Origin of the sequence: Streptomyces sp. Edi4 (assembly GCF_040253615.1) — a bacterium.
GTDB lineage: Bacteria > Actinomycetota > Actinomycetes > Streptomycetales > Streptomycetaceae > Streptomyces.
In genome coordinates this window covers 4,070,100-4,090,993 of sequence record NZ_JBEJGY010000004.1, presented here as the reverse complement: position 1 = coordinate 4,090,993, position 20,894 = coordinate 4,070,100, and the positions used below count along the sequence as shown (strand labels likewise).

Below are 20,894 nucleotides of genomic sequence, written 5' to 3'. Positions count from 1 at the left end.
TCCCCCAGGATCGCGAACGGACCGTTGTCAGCTCTGGTGCGCCTCGTAGTGCGCGACGGCGTCGGAGGTGCGCCCCGCGCCGTACACCCGCAGGAACTCCGCCAGTTCGGGGTGGGCGGGGGCGAGCGTGCCCGCCGCGTCGATGATGTCGCCCGCGGCCGCGACGGAACGCAGCAGCGACTGGATCTCGCGCACCACACGCCGCACCGTGGGCGCACCCGAACTGGACGTACTCTGGCCGGTGTTGGTCAGCACCGAGCCTCCCTGCGACTTCTTGATCTCTTCCATCCGGTCGGTGGCCTCCACGGCGCTCACGCTGCCGTCGGCCACCTGCCCCGCGAGGTCCTGGAGCGACTGGACGCGCTGCACCACGGCCGGATTGCCGATCTTGGCGCGCTGACCGCTCATCAGCTGCGACAGCATGGGCGCGGAGAGCCCGAGAACAGCGGCGAGCCGGGCCTGATTGAGCCCGAGGTCGTCTATCAGCCGACGGAAGAGCGCCCCCAGCGGCTCCCCGTACCAGCTGCGCTGAAGCTCCCTGGCTCTTGCGGTCGCTTCCTGCTGTGCTGTGTCCATTGCGCGTCTCCCCATCGCTTCCCCAGTGAGGCCGCTTCACGGGTGCGAACCTCGCCGAGCATCTTACGGAGAGTGGTCGTTCACCGGGAGTCCCAATCCTTTTGGGAGATCCCCCGTTCCACCCGGTACTCTTGTTCCGCACCACCTCATCCGGGGCCTTAGCTCAGTTGGTAGAGCGCTGCCTTTGCAAGGCAGATGTCAGGAGTTCGAATCTCCTAGGCTCCACAGAAGGAAAACCCTCCGACCTGCGAGAACGCGGGTCGGAGGGTTTTCTGCTGCGCCTGGTGGGCACCGAGTGGGCACGTGCCTTCCATCAGTGTCTGCGCATGGCCCGCGCCGAGACCGCGGCCGGCGCTGGCCGCCGGGATGGACCGAGGGTCATGGTTGTGTCGCGGCCGGCGCCGCCAGGAGAGCGAGGGTCCCCAGGACCGGCCGGCCCTCGGACGCGAGGCGCTGGGCTGGAAGAAGCACGCCAAGCCGGCGGAGGGCGTCCACCGGCCCGACCATGTCCGAGCCCTTCGAGGGCATGGCCGTCGTCGAAGGGACCAGGGCCGCGGCGCCTTGCTGCCCGGCTTGGCGTGAACGCTCCCGGCCCGTGTCCGCGACGACCCGACGGGCGGCCGGCATCCCTCCCGCGCACGGGGGTGGCGCGGGAGGGACGTGGGTGGGGGCAGGTCAGGCCGTGGCGCTGTCCTGCCCGAGGACCTGGGCGATGGTGTCCGGCTCGAAGTTCACGGCGCTGCACCAGCCGCCGAGGGTGAGCTGGAACCAGATGTCGCTGACGATCTCCCCGTTGGGGTTCTCGCCCTCGACGACCTCGTCGCCCTTCACCCAGTCGACGGCCTGGTAGCTCGTACCGTCGCCAGGGAGCAAATGCCGCTGGATGTGGCTGTCGAGGGACGGGCCGGAGCGGACGTTGGCGTCACGCCAGATGGGGCCAAGGGTGTGCGGCATGGAGCGGACTCCTTCGGATGGTTGGGTCGTCCGGCCGGCTTCGGGGACGGCCGGCGTCGGGGACGGATGGTGGCGGGGGTCAGACGGTGACGAGGTCGGCGGTGGTGTGCGCGCGGCTCAGGAAGAGCACCTGGGAGACCATTTCGATCATCTTCTCCCGGTGGTGCGGCTCGGCCAGTGCGGTGTCCGAGATGAGCGCGTTCGCGTGCGGCACGACCACCCCGAGCGGTGTGGGCCAGCCGCGCAAGGAGTGGCTGATGGTACGCAGGGTCCCCAGGGTGGACACCGTGCCCTGGGTGCCGGCGCCGACCGCGACGCAGCCGATGGCACGGCCGTCCAGGAAAGGCCGCGGGCCGCCGAGGTCGTTGGCGTAGTCCAGGGCGTTCTTGAGCAGGCCCGACACGGTGCCGTGGTAGGTCGGTGAGACCAGGACCACGCCGTCCGCCCGGCCGAGTTCGCGCAGGAACTCCCGCAGAGCCTCGTGGTGTTCGGACAGACCGGGCTGGTAGAAGGGGAAGTCGATCTCGGCGCCATGGAAGGTCCGGGTCGTGGCGCCCCTCTCCCGGCACTGTTCGGCACACCACCCGGCGATCCGGTCCGACGTCGACCCGGGCCGCAGCGAACCGCTGATCAGCACGATGTGCGGGATTCGTCCTGTCTCCGCCGTCTTCATGCTTCAGCGGCCTTCCGTGAGAGGTGGGATGTGGGGGTCCAGGCGACGACGTCGAAGATCGACTCGTCCTTGCGGCCGTGCGCCTTCATGAAGTCGTTGCGCGCCGTCTCCTCGGCCTGGCTGGCGCCCTGGTCCAGCGCGCCCTGGCGGCGCGAGTGCAGCACCACGGCCGACGTCCGCTCGATGCGCTGCCGTTCGTACTCCTTGAGAGCGATGTCCACGTCGTCGTGGTCCCGCAGCGCCGCGGCCAGGACCACGGCGTCCTCGAGCGCCATGTTCGCGCCCTGGCCCATCGCCGGGACCATGGGATGCGCGGCGTCACCGAGCAGGGCGACCCTGCCGTCGAGCCACGTGGGGGCCGGGTCGCGGTCGTGGATGTCGGTCACGGCGACGTCGGGGTCCGCGTCGCGGATCAGGTCGACGATCGGCTCGTGCCAGCCGTCGAGGGTCTCCAGGAGCGCGGCGAGCGCGGCCGTGCGGCCCATCGCGGGCCAGACCCCGGCCTCGGCGGTGATCTTGGCGGCCCAGTACATCGCGCCGCCGCCGACCGGGGCCACGAACAGCTGGACCCCGCGCCCGTTGGCGACGAACGGCTGCGGGTACAACGGCGAACCGCTGGTGCGGCCGCGTACCGAGGTGTAGCCGCGGTAGTGCGGGAGGCCGTCGTCCAGCATGTGCCGGCGGATGGCCGACTTGATGCCGTCCGCTGCCACCAGCAGGTCGGCGGTCACGGCGGAGCCGTCCGACAGACGGACCGTCACCCGGCCGTCCGGCGCGCCGGCGTACCCCTCGACCGCCAGCGCGAGACGCACGCTCGCGCCCATGGCGACCGCCTCGTCCAGCAGGGCCGTCTGGAGGGCCGTACGCAGAATCGGGATCTGCGGCGCGCCCAGCCGTTCTCCCACCTGGCCGATCGGCTCCTTCGACAGCACGTTCCCGGTGCTGTCCAGCAGCAGTCGTACGTCGTCCGGGCCGGTGACATGTCCGTCGGCGCGGACGCGCGCGCCGAGGCGGGCGCTGATGGCGTCGGCTGCCCGGACGCCGTTCGCGTACAGCATCAGACCGGACCCGACGTCGAGGATGCTCGGGGCCCGTTCGACGACCGTGACCTCAAGGCCGGCGCCGGCCAGCGCGGCGGCTGCGGCCAGCCCGCCGATGCCGCCGCCCGCGACGACCGCGGTGCGCTTGTGCGACACCTGCTCCATCAGCGTGTTCCTTCCTGGGCGAGCGCGGGTTCCCGGGCCGGCGCGGCGGCCGTGCCCAGCCAGCGCCCGTCGTACGCCCCGAACTCCCCGGTGGCCGCGTCCCACACGGTGCGGCCCGCCCGCAGGGTGCGTTCGACGCGGCCGGTCATCGTCCAGCCCTCGTACGCCGACCAGCCGCACTTGGCGCGCACGTCGCGCGCGGAGAGCATCCACGTGGCGTCGGGCGCGAAGAAGACGAGGTCCGCGTCGGCGCCCGGGGCCAGCCGGCCCTTGCCGGGCAGCTGGAACAAGTCGGCCGGACCGGACGCGAGATGGCGGACCAGACGGCCGACCGCGACGTCCGGGTCCTCGTCCGGCCAGCGGCGGCGCATGCCCGTCCACACGCTGACGGCCAACTCCTGCACACCCGGCAGCCCGGGCGGCGACTGCTGGACCGAGCGCGTCTTCTCAGCGATGGTGTGCGGCGCGTGGTCACTGCCGATGGTGGCGGGCTGCCCGGCGCGCAACGCCTCCCACAGCCGGTCCTGGTCGGCCTGGCCGCGGATCGACGGCGACAGCCGGGTACGGGCGCCCAGCCGCTGGGTGTCCTGGTCGGTGAACGACAGGTGGTGTCCGGTCACCTCGAAGGAGATCGGCATTCCGGCGGCCCGCGCCGCGCACACCAGGTCCGCCTCCTCCGCGCTGGACAGGTGCAGGATGTGGGCCTTCGTCCCGTGCCGGCGGACCAGTTCGATGACCTTGGCCACGGCGGCGATGCCCCCGCTGCGGGGCCGCCGGGCCTCGTACTGCCGGTAGCTGTCCGGCTCGCCCCACCAGCCGTCGAGCAGCTGGAACAGCTGGTCGTCCTCGGCGTGCAGGACCAGCTGCACGCCGCCTGCGGCGGCGGCGACGAACGCCTTTTCCAGCACGGCCGCGTCGCGTACGACGGTGGGTGCCGTGTGGTGTCCGGCCATGAAGAGCTTGGCACTCGTGGCGACGTCCGGGTCGAGGCCGGCCAGCAGCCGGGGGTTCTCGGGGTCGACGCCGATGTGGAAGCGGTGGTCGACCAGGGAGTGGCCCGCCACCAGGGCGGCCTTCTCCCGCATCGCGTCCTCGGTCAGCGTCGGCGGGACCGTGTTGGGCATGTCCATCACCGTGGTGAACCCGCCGGCGACAGCGGCTCGGCTGCCGTGCTCCCAGTCCTCCTTGTGCGTCAGACCGGGGGTGCGGAAGTGGACGTGCGAGTCGATGAGTCCTGGCAGGACGTAGTACTCCCCGGCGTCCATGCGGCGCGCCGCGGCGGGGGCGGTGTCCTCGTCGGTGATGGCCACGACGCGCCCGTCGGCGATCAGCACGTGCCCGGGGCGCACCCCCTCGGGCGCGACCAGTCTCCGGCCGGAGACCACCAGGTCGACGCTTGCGGTCAGCTCTGCCATGTCACCGCCACCAGCTCTCGCGCGAGGTCGTTCGTGGGTCCCATCAGCGCCACCGCGCGGGCGTCGGCGAGCAGCCGGTTCAGCCGCGAGGAGGTGACGTAGCCGGCGGAGCCCAGCATCCGGGCCACGTCCAGGCAGATCTCCTCCGCCACGGTGGACGCGTACAGCTTGCTGTGCAGGGTCGTCATGCCCGGTGCCGCCGACGTACGGGCCCCGGCCCGCTCAACGAGGGCCCGCGCCGACTCCAGCCGCGTGGCCAGATCGGCCAGGCGGTGCCGCACGGTCGGCCTCTCCAGCAGCCCGCGCCGCTCGGCGTGGTCCACGACCAGGTCGAACGCGGCCTGCGCGGTGCCCACCGCCACGGCCCCCAGCGTCGCCCCGGACTCCCGCACCCCCGCGATGATCTCGGGCGCGTGGCCCTCGGGTCCCAGCCGGTCGGTGGCCGCGACCACGCACTGGCGCAGCGTTACGAAGCCGGTCGCGGAGCCGCGCATGCCCGCCAGGTCCAGGCTCAGGTCCGGCACCAGGCCCGGGTTGTCGGCGGTGACGAGGAAGAACGTCTGCCCCGTGGCCCCATACACCCGGCGCGCCTCGTCCTCGGGCTTCTCGGTCTGTACGAGGACGAGGTAGAGGTCCGCGACGGACGCCCCGGTGGTGAAGGACTTTGCGCCGTCGAGCACCCAGGTGCCGTCCGGGCGGCGGGTGCCGGTGCTGCTGAGCTTCTGCTTCGCCGCGCCGGCGCCCGGCTCGCTCCACGCCGACGCCGCCAGACAGGTGCCGTCCGCCAGCAGCGGCAGCAGGGTGGCCTTCTGCTCGTCCGTGCCCCACTCGGCGATGCGCGCGCTCACCGCGAAATGCTGGAAGGCGATGATGGACACCGAGGGGTTGACGGTCGCCAGCTCCTCGACGATCCGGTTGACCTCCCGCGCGTCGCCGCCCGCGCCGCCGTACTCGGCGGGAACGGCCGTGGCGAGCAGGCCCGACGCGCGCAGTTCCTTGAGCGCCTCGTCATCGGGCGCGCCGGTCAGCGCGGTCGTCTCGGCCGACTCGCGCAGCCGCGCCCGCAGGTCGGGCGTGAACCGCGTACTCACGCGGACGCCGCTGACAGTGCCAGGCATTGGGTAATCTCCTCAAAGTGCAGATGGGCCAGCGGTTCGAGTACGAACGAGCCCTGGAAGGTGACCTGTTTGCGTCCCACGCCGACCCAGGTGAGCGTCGGCTCGCCACCGTTCTCGTGCGTGGTGGCGGTGACCGCTGTGTCGCCGCCGGGGGTGGTGATGTCGATGAGGCCGCCGTCGCGGCCCAGTTCCCGGGCCAGCTGCCAGGGCACCGTGCCGGGGACCTGGGTCGCCGCGCCCAGACAGACCGCGCCCGTCAGGGCGATCGTGGGGTGCCAGCTGGGCACCGAGATCGCCCGTGCGGCGATCCTGCCCCCCGCCGTCGGCATGATCGCCGCGATCTTGGGGAACGCGCCGTCCGGGGACCAGCCCAGCCGTTCGGCGGCCGCGAGGCGGATCCGCCCCATCCGCTCGAACAGGTCGCTCCCGGCCGAGAACAGCGCGGTGTGGTCCCGGACGCCCAGCTCGCGGGCGTCCACGAACACATAGGCGTTGCCGGCCGAGACGAGCGAGACCGGGTAGATCCTGCCGTCCGCCTCCAGCGCGGTGCGCGGTTCGCCGGCCAGCAGCAGCCGCGAGACCGGTACGGCGCTGGACTGGACGAAGTAGACAGTCAGGCGTACTTCGTCGCGGCCCGTGGCGTCGATCTCGCACACCACGCTGTCGCCGTTGTTCAGGACGTTCACGCGGACCCGGTCGCCGGCCGTGAGCTTCGCCAGCATGCCGGCCCGCTCGGCCGACACGACCGCCGACAGGATCGAATGCCCGCAGGAACCGCGGAAGTCGAAGCGGTCAGGACCGCCGGGCAGGGCCTGCACGAACCGGTAGTCGAGGTCGAACATCGGGTGGTCCGAGGGGCGCACCAGAGCGAACTTCAGCACGTGGGAGCCGCCCGCCGCGTCCAGGTAGCGCCGGACCTCGGTCAGATCGCGCCGGATGGTGTCCTCGTCCGGCGCCATCCGGCCGGCGTCCAGCACGACCGTCGGGCAGGGGCTGCCCGTCGCGTAGGCGAGGTGGCCGATCATGCCGGGACCGCCACGGCCGGTGCCGCCGCCGCGCGCTGGAACTGCTCGCGCCACACCTCGTGCACGAGCAGTGCCCACACGGTCAGGGCGGTGGTGTCGTCGGGCTTCTCGGCCTGGACCGCGAAGAGGCCGTCGACGGCGCGCGGGTCGAGCTGGCCCGCTGCGCGCAACCGCCGCGGGTCGAGCATGTCCCGGGCGTACTCCCACAGCGCCGTACCCGGCGCCAGCATGGCCGTGACGGGCAGGGTGAACGGCTGCTTGGGCCGGTTGAGGACCTCGTCGGGCACCAGGCCGGCGGCCGCCGTGTACAGCGTCCGCTTGACCTTGCCGTCCCGCACGCGCAACGCGTCGGGCAGGCCACGGCCCACGTCCACGATGCTCCGCTGGCAGAACGGCAGCCGGGTCTCGACCGAACTCGCCATGCTCAGGTGGTCGACGCGGCGCAGATGATAGGCGGGCAGCCGGTGGCCGAGCTCGAACTCGGTGATCCGCTCCAGCACTGTGCCGGAGCCGTCACGCAGCCTCGACAGCGCCTCGCCGGGGATCGCGTCCGTCTCCCTCACGAGGGAGCGGTACGCGTCGGTGTAAAGGGCGTGGCGGCGGTGGGACGGCAGGACGCCCAGCTCGTCCACGTAGTCCGCGTACCATTCGCCGCCGCCGGAGGCGGCCGCCTGGGCCGCGGCGCGCATGCGGGAGTAGCCGCCGAAGATCTCGTCGGCCGCGTCACCGGTCAGCGCGACCTTGAAGCCCGCGTCACGCACCGCCTGGAAGAGGGCGTACGTGCTGAGCGTGATCGGGTCGGCGTTGGGCTGTCCCAGGTGCCAGACGACGTCCTCGATGAGGGAGGGGAACGTCGCCGGGTCGATCTCCACCTGGTGGTACGTCGCCCCCGCGCGCTGTGCCGCTTGCCGGGCGAAGTGCCGCTCGTCGAACGGCCAGTCGCCCCGGTAGGCGATGTTGAAGGAGTCCACCGGGCCGTGCTGCGCCGCCAGCGCGGTGACGAGACTGGAGTCGAGCCCGCCCGAGGTGATGACGGCGACGGGCACGTCGGCGACCAGCAGACTGCCGACCTCGGCGGTCAGCCGCTCGCGCACCAGCGCGCCCGCGGCCTCCTCGTCGTCGAACGGGACGCCCTGCCAGGCGTGTTGGGGCCGCCGCGCGAGGCGCGGTGTCCCGCCGAGTTCGCACACCATCGTGGCGGCCGGGGGCAGGACCTGCACGTCGGCGAACATCGTCTGCTCGCCGAACGGTGTCTTGGTGGCGAGGTAGGCGTCAAGACCCGGCTGCCAGGCGCCGGTGGAGACACCCCCGAACCCGAGCAGGGCGGGGATCTCGGAGGAGAAGTGCAGGGACCGGCTCACCGCGTCCCAGCGGTAGTAGAGCGGCTTCATCCCGATGTGGTCGGTGGCCAGCAGCAGCCGGGGCCGCTCGCCGCGCAGGTCCACCACGGCGATGGTGTACATGCCGTCGAGGTGGTCGGTGAACTCGTCGCCGTACTCGGCGTACAGGGCGGGCAGCACGTTGCCGTCGCAGCGGTCGGAGAAGGTGTGGCCGAGTCCGCGCAGCCGGTCGCGCAGGGCGTCGTGGTTGTAGATCTCGCCGTTGAAGACGACCTTGACCGCCTCGCCCAGCGTGTACGGCTGCTGTCCGCCGTCGAGATCGACGATCGCGAGCCGGTTGTTGCCGATTCCCCAGCTCCCGTCGCGGGCGCTGCCCCGGCTGTCGGGCCCGCCGTGCCGTTGCAGCGCGGCGACGGCGCGGAGTTCGCCGGGAGTGGTCGAGGGTGCGTTGAAGTAGCCGTAGATGCGGCACATGTGTGAGTGAGTCCTTCGCAGGTTCGTGTCGCCGGGGGTGCGGGTTCCCTAGGCGGGGCCGCGCATCGACAAGTACCGCTCGCCCGTATCGGGAAAGACCGTCACGATCGTCGCCCCCGACCATCTCTCGCGCTGTGCCAGCACGCGGGCCGCGTACGCCGCGGCGCCCGATGAGATGCCGGCCAGCAGACCGGTCGCCCGGTTCACCTCGTGCGTGGTCGTGGCGGCGGCCTCGTCCGGGACCGCCACGACCTCGTCGATCAGATCGAGGTCCATGATGTCCGAGACGTAGCCCGCGCCGATGCCGGGAATCCCGTGCGGACCCGCCTCGCCCCCGGAGAGCACGGCCGCGCGGGCCGGTTCGACGGCGACCACGTGCACCTGGGAGCCGGGCTGCTCCTTGAGGTAGCGCGCGACACCGGTCAGGGTGCCGCCGGTGCCGACTCCGCAGACCAGCACGTCGACCTGGCCGTCCGTCGCCTCCCAGATCTCCGGACCCGTGGTCTCGTAGTGGGCGCGGAGGTTGGCCGGGTTCTCGTCCTGGTGGGCAAGCCACGCGCCGGGGGTGGAGCGCTGGAGCTCCTCGGCGTACCGCCAGGCGGGCAGCAGCCCGTCCTGGTGGGGTACGAGGACGATCTCGGCGCCGAACTCCCTGAGGATCTGCCGGCGTTCCTCGGTCGCGTTGTCGGGCATGACGATGATGCAGCGGTGGCCGCGCCGGGCCGCCAGGGCCGCGATGGATATGCCGGTGCTGCCGGAGGAACACTCGATCACGGTCCCGCCCCGGGCCGGCAGCGCGCCGGACTCCTCGGCCTCGCGCATCATGTAGAGCGCCGGGCGGTCCTTGACGTTGGACAGCGGGTTGAACATCTCCAGTTTGGCCAGGAGTTGGACGCTGTCGGGAACCCCGGGGAGGCGGACCTCCATCAGCGGGGTGTTGCCGACCAGTTCCTCCATCGACCGCACGATGCGGCCGGTGCGGGTGGTCATGGTTGCCGTAGTTGCGTTCACAGCCGGTTTCCCCTTCAGGCTCGCGCGGCGGCGAGGTGGTCGGTGGCGGCCTGCTGGAGGTGGGTGATGTCGCTGGAGACCGTGGCGAAGGTGAAGCCTTCCGCGAGCCGCCGGGCGGCCGTGGCGCCGTCGAGGCAGTGGATGCCGCAGGCGATGCCCGCCGCCTCGGCCGCCGCGGTGATGCGGCGCAGCGCCTCCTCCAGTGCCTGCTGGGCGTCCGGGTCGCCGAACCAGCGCGCGCCGAGGGCGACGGACAGGTCGGCGGGTCCGACGTAGACCGCGTCCACACCCGGCGTGGCGCAGATCGCCTCCAGGTTCTCCAGGGCCGGGGCGGTCTCGATCATCACGATGCAGGCGACGGCGTCGTCGACCTCGGCCGGTACGGAGCCGAGCCGCAGTTCGCCGCGGACCGGCCCGCCCAGGCTGCGCGTGCCGTGCGGGTGGTGACGGCACGCCCGGGCGGCCACGGAGGCCTCCTCGGCGGTGTTCACCATGGGGACGATCACGGCACGGGCCCCGGAGTCCAGGGCCACGCCGATGGCGATCGGGTCGACCGAGGGGACGCGCAGCACGCCCGCGGAGACCTGGCGGGCGTCCACGGCGAGCATCGCCGTCTGCCAGCCCGCCACATGCATGACGCCGTGCTGGCCGTCGACGCCGATGTAGTCATAGCCGACTCCGGCGATCCGCTCGGTTCCGGCCGGGTTGTCGCAGGCGATCCAGTACCCGAGGAGCCGTTCGCGGCCACGCAGCCGGGCGGCGAACGCCGCGGGGTTCGAAGCGACGGCGCTCACTCGCCCTCCAGGATCGTGTAGCCGCTCTTGCCGTCGAGGCCGACCGGCACGTCACCGGTGATGGACACGCGGTGCAGGACGCGCTGGTGGCCGTCGTAGTCGTTGACGGCGTAGTGCTGGGTGTTGCGGTTGTCGAAGATCAGCACGTCGCCCGGCCGCCACGTCCAGCGGGCGGTGTTCTCCGGCCGGCGCACGTAGTTCTGCAACACGTCGATGATCGGGCGGGACTCGCGCAGGTCCATGCCGACCAGGCGCTGGGCGAAGCCGCCGAGGAAGAGGCTGGGCTCGCCGGACTCCGGGTGCACCCGCACCACCGGGTGCGCGGCCTCGAACCGCTTGGCCAGGAACGCCTTGCGCACCTCGGCGCCGCGCTCGGTGTCCAGGCGGGGCTGCTCGGCGTGGTTGGTGTGCACGGCCCAGAGCCGGTCGGCTATCTCGCGCAGCTCCGCCGGCAAGTCCTTGTACCCGGCGGCCGCGTTGGCGACGAGGGTGTCACCCCCGTACGGCGGGAGCACCATGGCACGCAGCGTGGTTCCCAGGGACGGGGCCGCGGTGAAACTGATGTCGGTGTGCCAGTGGTTGGCGCGCTGGTCCTCGCCGTCGACCGGGATCACCTGCGGGGCGCCGTCGACGGTCCGCATCATCGGGTGCTTCTGCGTGAGCGGACCGAAGCGTCCGGCGAAGGCCAGCTGCGCCTCGTCGGTGATGTCCTGGTCACGGAAGAAGAGGACCTTGTGCTGCAAGAAGGCCTCGTGGATCTGCGAGAAAACCGATTCCGTGAGATCGGTGCTCAGATCCACACCGAGCACCTCGGCGCCGATCCGGCCGCCTACCTTGCGGATGTCAAAGGCGGACATCATTCATTCCTTTCGGGAACATGAGCTCTTTGCCGCGCAGGGAATTCGCCTGCGGTTCGCGTCCAGCGAATCCGCGGCCTGCCGTCCTGGGGTGAAGGGAGCGAAGCACGGGGAAGATTTGGCAGGCAACAGCCGCCGAGGTAGTCGTGGCGACTTCAACGACTTGCCGAAGTGCTGCCGACGATTTCGACAAGTCGTAGGAGTCGCGCCGATTCGCCGGGGGGTGGTTGCCGCGGGTCAGAGCCGTGTGGTGTGCTCCCAGTCGCCATCGAGAAAGACCAACGGGGAGAACAGGAAAGGGCCATGGCAAGAATTGCCCTCATGTCCGGCAGCCTGCGTGCCGAGTCGGCGAATTCAGCCGTGATCGCCACCGCCCGGCACATCATCGAAGGGCGCGCGGAAGGACACCGGACGTCGGTCGTCTCTCCGCGGGACTTTCCCTGGTTCGACGAGGACGTGGAACGCACAGGCGCCGCCGAACCGCTGTCCGCCGCGCGGGAACGCATCGCCACGGCCGACGCACTGATCATCAGCAGCCCCGCCTACAACGGATATCCCTCCGGGGTGCTGAAGAACGCGCTCGACTGGCTGTCCCGGCCGACGGGCGGGGGTGCGCTGTCCGGCCTGCCGGTGGCGATCGCCAGCGCGTCCCCCGGCCGCGCGGGCGGTGCGAACGTCCAGCCCCATCTGCGCAGCATCCTCATCAACTGCGGCGCGGTCGTGGTCGAGTGCGACGAGGTGGCGATCGGTGACGCTGTCCGCCTGCGCACGGCCGGAGGTCTCATCGTGGAGCCCGGCGCCGTCAAGACGCTGGAGCGGCTGACCGAGGCGGCCCTCGCGGCGGCACGGGAGCGGGCGGCCCGCCGGGTGTGCCCGTGACCCCGGGTGGGCAGGGGAACCCGTCCGCGAAGGGGAGCTTCCCCAAGTACCGCTATCTCGCGGCCATGTCGGCCGAGGCCGTCGGCGGCGGCATGTATGTGCCGATCTCCCTGCTCTACTTCCACCGGATCTCCCAACTCCCGCTGGGTCAGGTGGGCACCGGACTGACGGTCGCCGCCCTGATCGGCCTCGCCGTCAGCCCGCTTTTCGGGGCGCTCGTCGACCGGTGGGGCGCCCGGACCGTGGTGACCGTCGGATTCACCACGCGCGCCGCGGGGTTCGTGTGCTACCCGTTCGTGCACCACTGGTGGCAGTTGCTGCCCGCGGCCACGCTCGTCGCGCTCGGTGACCGCTCGTTCCAGGCATCCATCCAGGCGCTGATATCCGAGATCGCCACCGGCGTAGAGCGGCAGCGGATGATCGCCACCCAGTCCAGTCTGCGCAACGCGGGCTTCGGCGTGGGCGGTCTCCTGGCCAGCCTGGCGATGATGGCCTCGGCCGACTGGGCGTACCACGCCGTCGTCCTCGGCAGCGCCACGGGGCTCGCACTGGCCGCCGCGCTCATCGCGAGCCTGCGTCTGCCCGGCGCGCCGGGAGGGACCGCCGGCGCCGGGGGCGGCACAGGGGAGGCGGCCGGCTACCTCGTCGTCCTGCGCGACCGGCCCTACCTCGGCCTGACCCTGGCCACCGTCCCGCTGGCGTTCTGCTATTCCTCGCTGAGCGTCATCCTGCCCGTCTACACCACGCAGGTGCTCCATGTGTCCGCGGCGCTGCCGGGTCTGCTGTTCACCGTCAACACGGTGCTCGTGGCGTTGGCCCAGGTGCCCGTCACCACCTGGATGACACGGCGTCCGCGCACCCGGGTCGCCGCGATGGGCGGCGTCGTCTTCGCCGCGTCGTTCGCGGGCTTCGCCCTGCTGTCGGTTTCGGACGCCTCGGTCCTGCTGGTGTCCGGGCTGTTTTTGACCACCGTTCTCTACACCGGGGGCGAGCTACTGCACAGCCCGTCATCCGGCGCCCTGGCCACCGATGCCGCGCCCGACAGCCTGCGCGGCCGGTATCTCGCCGTCTACTACATGTCGTGGTCGGTGGCGAAGGCGGCCGCGCCCGCGCTGTTCACCTCGCTGCTGGCGGTGTCCCCCACCCTCACCTGGCTGCTGCTCGCCGGGACGGTGCTGCTCGGCAGCCTCGCCCTGGTCCGGCTGGAGCCGCGACTGCCCGCACACGCGGTCCGCCCCATGGAACAGGAATCGAACCCAGGATCCACCGCACTGGCCGACGAGTCCGGTACAACCGGCCGCACCAGGAGGAATTGACGCCATGCCGTCCACCGAGCCCGGCCTGCTGGGCATGATGCGCGAGGACCTTCAGGTCGTCGTCGACCGGGACCCCTCCATCCACAGCCGAGGGGAGGGCCTCCTGCACCCCGCGCTGCCCGCCCTGTGGGCCCATCGCGTCGCCCACCGGCTGCACCGGCGGGGCCGGCGGATCTCCGCCCGGATCATCGCCTACCTCGCCCGTCGGCACACCGGGGTGGAGATCCATCCCGGTGCGGTGCTCGGCCGCCGCGTCTTCATCGACCACGGCTCGGGTGTCGTCATCGGTGAGACGGCCGTGGTCGGCGCCGACGTGACGATCTTTCACCAGGTCACACTGGGCGCCGTCGGCTGGTGGAGCGACAACGACCGGCCCGCCGGCGAACGCCGCCATCCCGTGGTGGGCGACGGCGTCATCCTCGGGGCCAACGCGACCGTCCTGGGCCCCGTCACGGTCGGGGACGGCGCGCTGGTCGGCGCGATGGCCACGGTGACGAAGGACATTCCGCCCGGCGGCCGGGTCTACGCCGCCGCGTCGGTCATCAAGAGCCCCGCCGGCGACCTCACTCCCGCCACGGACCCGATCCGCCTGCTGGCCTCCGCCGGCTCGTGGTGACGGTTCGGGGGCGGATGCGTCCCCACTGTCGAACCGCCCGCGTCAGCCGGTTCCGTACGGCCACGGGCGCCGTCACCCCGACAGGCTGCCCCGCCGTCGACCCACGGCACCACACCGCACCGCTCCCTCCCGACGGCGGCATCGGCCGCCTCGTCCCGCCCCGACCCCGTAGGAGTCACGATGACCGCTACCGCGAACGCCACGGACCCGGCCGCGGCCCCAGCCACCGCCCCCCGCATCGCCGACGGCCTCGAAGACCTCATCGGCGGCACTCCCCTGGTCCGCCTCCACCTGGAGGGCGCCGGCCCCACCGTGCAGGTCCTCGCCAAGCTGGAGGCCGCCAACCCCTATTCGAGCAGCAAGGACCGCGCCGCCCTCCGGATGATCCGCGGCGCGGAGGAGCGCGGCGACCTCGCGCCCGGCGGCACGGTCGTCGAATCGACCTCCGGCAACACCGGCATCGCCCTCGCCGCGCTCGCCGCCGCCCGCGGCTACCGTTGCGTGGTCGTCCTGCCCGACAGCGCCACGCCCGAACGGGTCGGGCTGCTGCGGGCGCTCGGCGCCGAGGTCGTGCAGACGCCCAGCGACGACGGCTTCGCCGGCGCCATCACCAAGGCCGAGGAGATCCACGCCGCCACACCCGGATCCTGGTACTCCCGCCAGCACGAGAACGACGACAATGTGCTCGCCCACTACGAGACGACCGGCCCGGAGATCTGGGCCGACACCGCGGGCCGCGTCGATGTCCTGGTCTGCGGCGTCGGCACCGGCGGTACGCTCACCGGCATCGCCCGCTACCTCAAGGAGCGCAACCCCGCCGTCGAGGTCGTGGCCGTGGAGCCGGAGAACTCGCCCGTCCTGTCCCGCGGTTTCGGCGGACTGCACCGCATCCCGGGGCTCAACGGCGGCTTCGTCGCGCAGACCACCGACACCACCCTCATCGACCGCGTCCTCACCTGCTCCGACGAGGACGCGCTCACCTCCGCCCGGGCACTCGCCGTGCGGTCCGGCCTGTTCGTCGGGGTCTCCTCCGGCGCCGCCGCGCACGGGACGGCCGCCCTGGCACGGATGCCCGCCTACGCGGGCAGCACGATCGTCACCGTGCTGCCCGACACCGGCGAGCGCTACGTCAGCCTCTGGAACGAGTCGTAGGCCCTTTTTCCGCGGCTCTACCGCGGATTCCCCGGACCCCGGGGCCCCCGGGCTTACCGGGGTCTCCTGAGTGTTCGCGATGTTTCACGTGAAACCGCGTCCCCGCACCTGCCCTGACTTTCCCCCGCCCTTCCCCGAACGAGGTGCCCGCATGACCGCGCTGATTCTGCACCGCGGCTCCTTTCGCGCCAACCCGTACGAACGCTGGCTCGACGGCTACGGTTCGGACGTCGTCGTCCTGGCCTCGCACGAGCAACTCGTCGTCCACGGAGAGGAGTTGCCCACCGCCGCGCCCTACGTGCACGCCGAGAGCCTGCCGGACTACGACACCAGCTCGCGTGTGGCCGAGCGGGCCGCCGAGCTCATCCAGGAGTTCGGGGTGAGCGACCTCGTGGCCTGCCAGGAGAATGACTTGGAGCGCGCCGCCCATCTGCGCGCCCGTTTCGGCCTGCCCGGGCAGCGCCCGGAGTCCGTCGTTGCCTACCGTGACAAGTGGGAGATGAAGCGCGCCGCCGTCCGGGCGGGTATACCCGTCGCTCGTCACGCACTGGTGTCGGCGCCCCAGGATCTGACGGATTTCATCGCCGCTCATGGGCTGCCGGTGGTCGTCAAACCACGGCGTGGCGCGGGCTCGATCGACCTCGCCGTGCTGCGTACCGCCGCGGCGGTGGACGCGTGGCTCGCCGGGCCGTGGCTCGACGGCGGCGACGAAGGGGGCGGGGCGGGCTGGCTGGTGGAGGCATTCGTCGAGGGCGCGATGTGTCACATCGACGGCGTGGTGCTCGACGGACGCATTGTCTCGATGTGGCCCTCGCAGTACACCTACGTTCTGGCCGACTACCGCGACCGCTCCGGCCGTATGGACATCGCGCTGGACGCCGATGATCCGCTGCGGCACCGCCTGACCGCCTTCGGTGAGCGCCTGCTGGAGGCCTTCGGTCACGACGGGAACTTCGCCTTCCATATCGAGGTTTTCCGCACGCCCGATGACGAGCTCGTGCTCTGCGAGGCCGCCTGCCGCGCGGGCGGCGCCGGCGTCCGGGACGTCTACCGCGCCATGTTCGGCTACGACCCGGCCGAACTCCCCGTCCGCAGTCAGCTCGGGCTCCCGCTCACCCACGGGAACGTGGAGGAGAGGCGCGCTCCCGCGCGGATCGGCGGCCAGCTGCTGTTCATGCGGCGCCCCGGGACCGTACACCGGCTGCCCGATCCCGCGGGGATGCCGGAGGGTGTGGTGCAGCACAAGTACTTCGCCGCGCCGGGCGACCGGATGGCGGAGGCCTGGCACTCCGGGGACTTCCTCGCGGCGTTCGTCGTCGTGGGAGCGGACCGCGCACAGTGCGAGGAGCGTATCCGCGCTCTGGAGAAGTGGTTCCTGGCGGGCCTCGACGTACGGTGACGACGGACGGAGGCGGCGGAGGGGCCGCGGCCCCCCGCCGCCTTCCGCGTCTCAGGCGGAGAGCCGCCCGACGAACCGCAGCTGGGGGTGGCTCCACCCGGCCAGCCGGTCGAAGCCGTACGCGGCGGAGACGAGCGTCATGTGGTGGTGCCAGCCGGGGAAGGACCGGCCCTCGAAGTCACGGAGCCCGAAGTCGCTCTCGAGCGTGCGGACCGCGGTCGTGGTGCAGGACTGGAGGCCGGTGAGGGTGAGCAGGTGCTCGGGTCGGTGGGTGAGGTTCGTGATCCAGACCCGGTCGTGCGGACGCTCGGCGGCGTCGTGCTCGGTGAACGCCCGGTAGGTGTGCTGCGGTTCGCCAGCCGCGGGGCCGGCGTGCCCCGGCAGTTGGAGCAGAGCGACGTGCGGCCGCTGTCCGCGGGCGTCGCCGTACCCGTCCGGTGTCTGCAACAGCCGCTGGACGGGTACGGGCGCGAGGGTGCGCGGTACGGACGCGCCTTCGCTGCGCAGATGTCCGCCCGGGACGACGGGCAGCGTGCCCGGCACGGCGACGATGAAGTCGCAGCCGATGCGGCCCAGGCCGCGGATCAGGGAAACCGCCTCGGCACCGTCGCTCATGTCCGCGACGACAGGCAGCGGTGTGGCGGTCGTCCGCGCGTGGAGGGTGTGCACGAGGTCGAGCACCTGGCCGGACGGGGACCGCTCGCTCACCATGCTGGTGCGCGGTATCCGGGTCCGCTCCCGCAGATCGGGATCGTCCGACCAGCGGGCCGGCAGCAGGATCCGCCAGCCCAGGGGGACCGGGCCGCTGTCGGTGGACAGGAAGATGCCCACGCCGACCTGGCAGTTGACGGTGCGCCCCGACGCCGGGTCGAAGCGACGGTGCACGCCGACCGAGCGGTCACCCCGCTTGGGCACGACGGCCGTGCCGACAGTCCAGGCGCGGGGCGTGGAGCGGCGCAGGCTCCAATGGGCCAGGTGCCGCAGGGCCGGACCCCAGTCCCACGGGCTGGAGTTGACGAACTGGTACAGCGACTGCGAGGCCGTGGGCGAGGGGGTGACGGCTGCCGCCAGGCGCCGGACCGTCTTCTTGCCCTGAGTGGACAGCAGTCCCGCCAGATAGGCATGGGCCCAGCGCCGCTGGTCGGCGCGGGGCAGGTAGCCGAAGACCTCCTCGACGAAGGAGCCGAGTGGAGCAAGGTCGCCCGGTGTCTGTGGGCGGGAGATGTAAGGCCTGCTGTGCACGGCCATCGTACTTTCCCCTCCTGATGCCTGTGCCGCCGGAGGATGGCCCCGGCGGTACCGGATAGAATACAGATCGACCATTTTGTTTTGCAGTCAAGAAGCAGCCGGAATCCGGCCGTTTCGCCGCTCAGGTCAACGCTGGAGACGCTCCCGGTACCAGCCGGCCGACTCGGCTGACCGGGCGAGGAAGCCGGGCCCCGGATCGATGCCGGCTGCGGACCACACGGCCTCGCTCCGGTACCAGTGGTCCCGCGCCAACAGGGAGAACTGCCGCTCGCTGCCCTGCCCGGAACACTCCCGCAGCGCGGTGAGGCACCGCGCCCAGTCCCAGTCCGCCTCGGCCCGCGGCAGAACCCCGTGACCGGCGAGTGCCTCCAAGAGCTCCCCGTTGCGCACAGGCACGGGGTGGCTCGCGTGATAGATCCCTCCCGGTACGGTCCCGGCCGTCAGCGCGGCGATCAGACGTGCCAGGTCGCGGACGTCCACCACGGACAGCAGTGCCCGCCCGCCGTCCCATCGGGCGGGCACCCGGCGCAGGAACTCGGCCAGGGCCGGCACGACCCACCGGTCTCCCGCGCCGAGGACGAGACCGGGCCGCAGGACGACGCCGCCGGCGGCGAGGACGGGCACCTCACCGGCGAGGCGGGTGCGACTGGCGGGGGAGACGGGGGCGGGGGGCACCTCGTCGACATCGAGGCCGGCGTGCGGCCCGGGCCCGTAGACGGCGGTGGTGGACAGCGAGACGAGGCGGGGCACCCCGGCCCGTACCGCCTCCGCGGCGATCGCGGCGCTGCCACGCTCGTTGACGGCCGCGCACCGGTCCGCGTCGGAGCCCACACAGGAAGCCAGGTGCAGCAGCACGTCGGCGCCGTCGCAGATTCCGCGCAGCGAGTCCGGGGCGCTGAGGTCACCCTTGACCCATTCGACGCCGGGCGGCCTCGAGCCGGCGTCTCGCCGCGCCAGCGCGCGTACCCGCCCCGCCCGCCCGGCGAGTTCGCGCAGGACGGCGGAGCCGATGAACCCGGTGGCGCCGGTGAGGACGATCCGCGGCGCGCTCACACGCCGGCCGGCTCGAACGTCAGCGCCTCGCGCGCCTGGGCCGTGGCGATGCCCGGCAGCAGGTAGCGCCAGAGCGACTCGATCCGCCGCAGCAGGTCGGCGCGGCCGGTGGAGATCTGCGAGAAGAGCTGTGTGCCGGTGTAACAGCTCACCAGGACCCAGGCCAGTTCCCGCTCGTCCACCTCGGGCAGCAGCTCGCCCCTGGCGCGGGCGAAGATGAGCTGCTCGTGGAACCGGTCGACCCAGTTCTGGTATGCGCTGTCGTCCTGGACGCCGAACTCGCCCTGCTCGACGGCGAGCCGGACCCCCGCGCGCAGCATGACATTGCTCTGCAACTCGACCGCGAGGTGGAAGGTCAGGCTGACGAGGCGCTGGAGCCCGTCCTCACCCTCGGGCAGCGCCACCCCTTCGCCCTGCTCGTGCATGACGGCACGGGCGAGGTCCTCCTTGGACTTGAAATGGAAGTACACCGACCCCTGTGTGGCGTCGGCACACTTCGTGATCTTGCTGATGCTCGCGCCGCTGAAGCCGAACTCGTCGAAGACCTCGGCTGCCGCGCGGATGATCACTGCGCGGGTCTTCAAGGCCCGGGCCTGCCTGGGCTTCGTCATCGGCCGGTCTCTTGCCATCTCTCGACAAACAAAACGAACACCTTTTATCTTACTGCCGTCTGTACGACCGTGCCACAGTCCGTCCCGAAAGCTAGTGATGCATCCGCACGTCCCTCCTTGCGTCCCTCCGTACATCTCCCCGTACGTTCCTCAGCACGCCTCCCTTTCCGTGGCGCAGGCCCCCGTGCCCTCCTTCACCACGTGTGTGCCGCGGCAATACGTCCACAAGCAGGCCTTGGCGGAAGTCCTGCTCACCGGTTGGCACCAAGTCACCGAAGACGTGTTCCTGGTGGGTGCCCAGTGGTCGCGCAGCCATGGCTTCTACACCCCCGGCGAGGGAACGTACGACCCGGTCCTCTTCGTCGAGACCGTGCGCCAGACCATCCCGCTCCTGTCCCATCTGGCCTATGATGTCCCCTTCGGGTACCACCTCATATGGGACCATTTCAGTTTCGAACTCGCTCCCGGGACGATGGCCGTGGGGCCCACCCCGGCCGGCCTCGAACTGCGCATCGAGTGCAGTGACGTCCGCCGCCGCCGGGACCGGCTCACCGCCCTGACGATGAACGTGACCGCCACCCGCGACGGCCGGCATCTGGGCATCGCTCGCGCCCGTTTCACCAGCCAGCCGCCGGCCGTCTACCAGCGGTTGCGCGGAGCCTACGGCGACCTCGCGGCCGCGGTGGCCCGCACCCTTCCGCTCGCCCCGCCCGTGCCGCCGCAGCGTGTCGGCCGCGACCGCTTCCACGACGTGGTGCTCTCACCCACCGACTCCGGCCAGGTCTGGCAGCTGCGGGTCGACACCGGCCACCCGGTGCTCTTCGACCACCCCGTCGACCACGTCCCCGGCATCCTCCTGATCGAAGCCGCGCACCAGGCGACCCGTGCGGCACTCGGCCCGCACCGCTGCGTATCGGTGCTTGGCATGGAATCGGTCTTCACGCAGTACGTCGAGCTCGACAGCCCGTGTCTGATCGAGGCCACGGTGCTGCCCGGCGAAGCGGGCGGCCGGGTGCGTACGCGCGTCGTCGCACGGCAGGCCGGCCGGGAGATGTTCTCCGCGGTGGTGACGAGCGAGGCCCCGACGGCCGCCGACCTCGTCGAGCAGGCCGCAGAGGGACAACTGCTGCCCGCCTAGCAGACGTTGAGCGGGTCCTGGTAACCGGGCGCCCCAGGCC

Annotated in this window: 20 protein-coding genes and 1 tRNA gene; 7 read left to right on the top strand and 14 right to left on the bottom strand. The window is 71.8% G+C overall.

What is annotated here, in order from left to right; translation table 11 throughout:
* Positions 1-27 precede the first annotated feature (27 nt).
* On the bottom strand, positions 28-576 hold the full coding sequence (locus tag ABR738_RS20560; RefSeq protein WP_350231452.1) for a helix-turn-helix domain-containing protein: 549 nt from the start codon (positions 574-576) through the stop codon (positions 28-30).
* 152 nt (positions 577-728) lie between these two features.
* On the opposite strand from ABR738_RS20560, the gene ABR738_RS20555 reads away from it, so the two are divergent.
* A tRNA-Ala gene (locus ABR738_RS20555) sits at positions 729-801 on the top strand.
* Positions 802-1,251: 450 nt separating this feature from the next.
* Here ABR738_RS20555 and ABR738_RS20550 read toward each other — a convergent pair.
* From ABR738_RS20550 to ABR738_RS20505, 10 genes are all read right to left on the bottom strand, one after another.
* Positions 1,252-1,530 carry a hypothetical protein gene (locus ABR738_RS20550; RefSeq protein ID WP_350231451.1) on the bottom strand — a complete coding sequence of 93 codons (279 nt, stop codon included), beginning with the start codon at positions 1,528-1,530 and terminating at the stop codon, positions 1,252-1,254.
* A 79-nt stretch (positions 1,531-1,609) separates the two neighbouring features.
* The gene (locus tag ABR738_RS20545; RefSeq protein ID WP_350231450.1) at positions 1,610-2,203 is read right to left on the bottom strand and encodes an NADPH-dependent FMN reductase; all 594 of its coding nucleotides are present in this window, start codon (positions 2,201-2,203) and stop codon (positions 1,610-1,612) included.
* A complete protein-coding gene (locus ABR738_RS20540; protein ID WP_350231449.1) occupies positions 2,200-3,408 on the bottom strand; it encodes an FAD-dependent oxidoreductase in 1,209 nt (402 codons plus the stop codon). The genes ABR738_RS20545 and ABR738_RS20540 overlap by 4 nt, the downstream gene beginning before the upstream one ends.
* The gene (locus ABR738_RS20535) at positions 3,408-4,823 is read right to left on the bottom strand and encodes a dihydroorotase (protein WP_350231448.1); all 1,416 of its coding nucleotides are present in this window, start codon (positions 4,821-4,823) and stop codon (positions 3,408-3,410) included. The genes ABR738_RS20540 and ABR738_RS20535 overlap by 1 nt, the downstream gene beginning before the upstream one ends.
* The gene (locus ABR738_RS20530; protein WP_350231447.1) at positions 4,811-5,941 is read right to left on the bottom strand and encodes an acyl-CoA dehydrogenase family protein; all 1,131 of its coding nucleotides are present in this window, start codon (positions 5,939-5,941) and stop codon (positions 4,811-4,813) included. The genes ABR738_RS20535 and ABR738_RS20530 overlap by 13 nt, the downstream gene beginning before the upstream one ends.
* Positions 5,911-6,966 (bottom strand): PrpF domain-containing protein, encoded by a 1,056-nt coding sequence (locus ABR738_RS20525; RefSeq protein ID WP_350231446.1) that lies wholly within the window; start codon positions 6,964-6,966, stop codon positions 5,911-5,913. Before ABR738_RS20525 ends, ABR738_RS20530 begins: the two co-directional genes overlap by 31 nt.
* The gene (gene asnB, locus ABR738_RS20520; protein WP_350231445.1) at positions 6,963-8,780 is read right to left on the bottom strand and encodes an asparagine synthase (glutamine-hydrolyzing); all 1,818 of its coding nucleotides are present in this window, start codon (positions 8,778-8,780) and stop codon (positions 6,963-6,965) included. Before asnB ends, ABR738_RS20525 begins: the two co-directional genes overlap by 4 nt.
* A 48-nt stretch (positions 8,781-8,828) precedes the next feature.
* On the bottom strand, positions 8,829-9,770 hold the full coding sequence (locus ABR738_RS20515) for a PLP-dependent cysteine synthase family protein (RefSeq protein ID WP_350231444.1): 942 nt from the start codon (positions 9,768-9,770) through the stop codon (positions 8,829-8,831).
* 35 nt (positions 9,771-9,805) lie between these two features.
* Positions 9,806-10,585, bottom strand: coding sequence for an HpcH/HpaI aldolase family protein (locus tag ABR738_RS20510; protein ID WP_350231443.1), 780 nt, complete (start codon positions 10,583-10,585; stop codon positions 9,806-9,808).
* Complete coding sequence (locus ABR738_RS20505; protein ID WP_350231442.1) at positions 10,582-11,442, bottom strand: TauD/TfdA dioxygenase family protein; 861 nt, start codon at positions 11,440-11,442, stop codon at positions 10,582-10,584. Before ABR738_RS20505 ends, ABR738_RS20510 begins: the two co-directional genes overlap by 4 nt.
* A 303-nt stretch (positions 11,443-11,745) precedes the next feature.
* Here ABR738_RS20505 and ABR738_RS20500 point away from each other — a divergent pair, with 303 nt between their 5' ends.
* The 5 genes from ABR738_RS20500 (at position 11,746) to ABR738_RS20480 (ending at position 16,804) form a co-directional block, all read left to right on the top strand.
* Complete coding sequence (locus tag ABR738_RS20500) at positions 11,746-12,321, top strand: NADPH-dependent FMN reductase (protein WP_350231441.1); 576 nt, start codon at positions 11,746-11,748, stop codon at positions 12,319-12,321.
* On the top strand, positions 12,318-13,637 hold the full coding sequence (locus ABR738_RS20495) for an MFS transporter (protein ID WP_350231440.1): 1,320 nt from the start codon (positions 12,318-12,320) through the stop codon (positions 13,635-13,637). The genes ABR738_RS20500 and ABR738_RS20495 overlap by 4 nt, the downstream gene beginning before the upstream one ends.
* 4 nt (positions 13,638-13,641) lie before the next feature.
* Positions 13,642-14,253, top strand: a complete 612-nt coding sequence (gene epsC, locus ABR738_RS20490) for a serine O-acetyltransferase EpsC (RefSeq protein ID WP_350231439.1) — start codon at positions 13,642-13,644, stop codon at positions 14,251-14,253.
* 180 nt (positions 14,254-14,433) lie between these two features.
* Positions 14,434-15,405 carry a PLP-dependent cysteine synthase family protein gene (locus ABR738_RS20485; protein WP_350231438.1) on the top strand — a complete coding sequence of 324 codons (972 nt, stop codon included), beginning with the start codon at positions 14,434-14,436 and terminating at the stop codon, positions 15,403-15,405.
* Between the two features lie 151 nt (positions 15,406-15,556).
* Positions 15,557-16,804, top strand: a complete 1,248-nt coding sequence (locus tag ABR738_RS20480) for a NikS protein (RefSeq protein ID WP_350231437.1) — start codon at positions 15,557-15,559, stop codon at positions 16,802-16,804.
* Positions 16,805-16,855: 51 nt separating this feature from the next.
* On the opposite strand, the gene ABR738_RS20475 is transcribed toward ABR738_RS20480, so the two are convergent.
* The 3 genes from ABR738_RS20475 to ABR738_RS20465 form a co-directional block, all read right to left on the bottom strand.
* Positions 16,856-18,052, bottom strand: a complete 1,197-nt coding sequence (locus tag ABR738_RS20475) for an IS701 family transposase (protein WP_350231436.1) — start codon at positions 18,050-18,052, stop codon at positions 16,856-16,858.
* Positions 18,053-18,178: 126 nt separating this feature from the next.
* Positions 18,179-19,105: an NAD-dependent epimerase/dehydratase family protein gene (locus ABR738_RS20470; RefSeq protein WP_350231435.1), complete on the bottom strand. Its 927-nt coding sequence runs from the start codon at positions 19,103-19,105 to the stop codon at positions 18,179-18,181.
* A complete protein-coding gene (locus ABR738_RS20465) occupies positions 19,102-19,716 on the bottom strand; it encodes a ScbR family autoregulator-binding transcription factor (protein ID WP_350231434.1) in 615 nt (204 codons plus the stop codon). The genes ABR738_RS20470 and ABR738_RS20465 overlap by 4 nt, the downstream gene beginning before the upstream one ends.
* Before the next feature lie 97 nt (positions 19,717-19,813).
* On the opposite strand from ABR738_RS20465, the gene ABR738_RS20460 reads away from it, so the two are divergent.
* Positions 19,814-20,854 (top strand): ScbA/BarX family gamma-butyrolactone biosynthesis protein, encoded by a 1,041-nt coding sequence (locus ABR738_RS20460; RefSeq protein WP_502964118.1) that lies wholly within the window; start codon positions 19,814-19,816, stop codon positions 20,852-20,854.
* The last annotated feature ends 40 nt before the right edge of the window (positions 20,855-20,894 follow it).

Bases quoted from the DNA above. Each gene is read 5' to 3' on its own strand.
- ABR738_RS20485 (WP_350231438.1), top strand. From the start codon at position 14,434: ATGACCGCTACCGCGAACGCCACGGACCCGGCCGCGGCCCCAGCCACC.
- ABR738_RS20545 (WP_350231450.1), bottom strand. From the start codon at position 2,203: ATGAAGACGGCGGAGACAGGACGAATCCCGCACATCGTGCTGATCAGC.
- epsC (WP_350231439.1), top strand. From the start codon at position 13,642: ATGCCGTCCACCGAGCCCGGCCTGCTGGGCATGATGCGCGAGGACCTT.
- ABR738_RS20475 (WP_350231436.1), bottom strand. From the start codon at position 18,052: ATGGCCGTGCACAGCAGGCCTTACATCTCCCGCCCACAGACACCGGGC.
- ABR738_RS20480 (WP_350231437.1), top strand. From the start codon at position 15,557: ATGACCGCGCTGATTCTGCACCGCGGCTCCTTTCGCGCCAACCCGTAC.
- asnB (WP_350231445.1), bottom strand. From the start codon at position 8,780: ATGTGCCGCATCTACGGCTACTTCAACGCACCCTCGACCACTCCCGGC.
- ABR738_RS20515 (WP_350231444.1), bottom strand. From the start codon at position 9,770: ATGACCACCCGCACCGGCCGCATCGTGCGGTCGATGGAGGAACTGGTC.
- ABR738_RS20500 (WP_350231441.1), top strand. From the start codon at position 11,746: ATGGCAAGAATTGCCCTCATGTCCGGCAGCCTGCGTGCCGAGTCGGCG.
- ABR738_RS20560 (WP_350231452.1), bottom strand. From the start codon at position 576: ATGGACACAGCACAGCAGGAAGCGACCGCAAGAGCCAGGGAGCTTCAG.
- ABR738_RS20505 (WP_350231442.1), bottom strand. From the start codon at position 11,442: ATGTCCGCCTTTGACATCCGCAAGGTAGGCGGCCGGATCGGCGCCGAG.
- ABR738_RS20540 (WP_350231449.1), bottom strand. From the start codon at position 3,408: ATGGAGCAGGTGTCGCACAAGCGCACCGCGGTCGTCGCGGGCGGCGGC.
- ABR738_RS20550 (WP_350231451.1), bottom strand. From the start codon at position 1,530: ATGCCGCACACCCTTGGCCCCATCTGGCGTGACGCCAACGTCCGCTCC.
- ABR738_RS20530 (WP_350231447.1), bottom strand. From the start codon at position 5,941: ATGCCTGGCACTGTCAGCGGCGTCCGCGTGAGTACGCGGTTCACGCCC.
- ABR738_RS20460 (WP_502964118.1), top strand. From the start codon at position 19,814: ATGCATCCGCACGTCCCTCCTTGCGTCCCTCCGTACATCTCCCCGTAC.
- ABR738_RS20535 (WP_350231448.1), bottom strand. From the start codon at position 4,823: ATGGCAGAGCTGACCGCAAGCGTCGACCTGGTGGTCTCCGGCCGGAGA.
- ABR738_RS20465 (WP_350231434.1), bottom strand. From the start codon at position 19,716: ATGACGAAGCCCAGGCAGGCCCGGGCCTTGAAGACCCGCGCAGTGATC.
- ABR738_RS20525 (WP_350231446.1), bottom strand. From the start codon at position 6,966: ATGATCGGCCACCTCGCCTACGCGACGGGCAGCCCCTGCCCGACGGTC.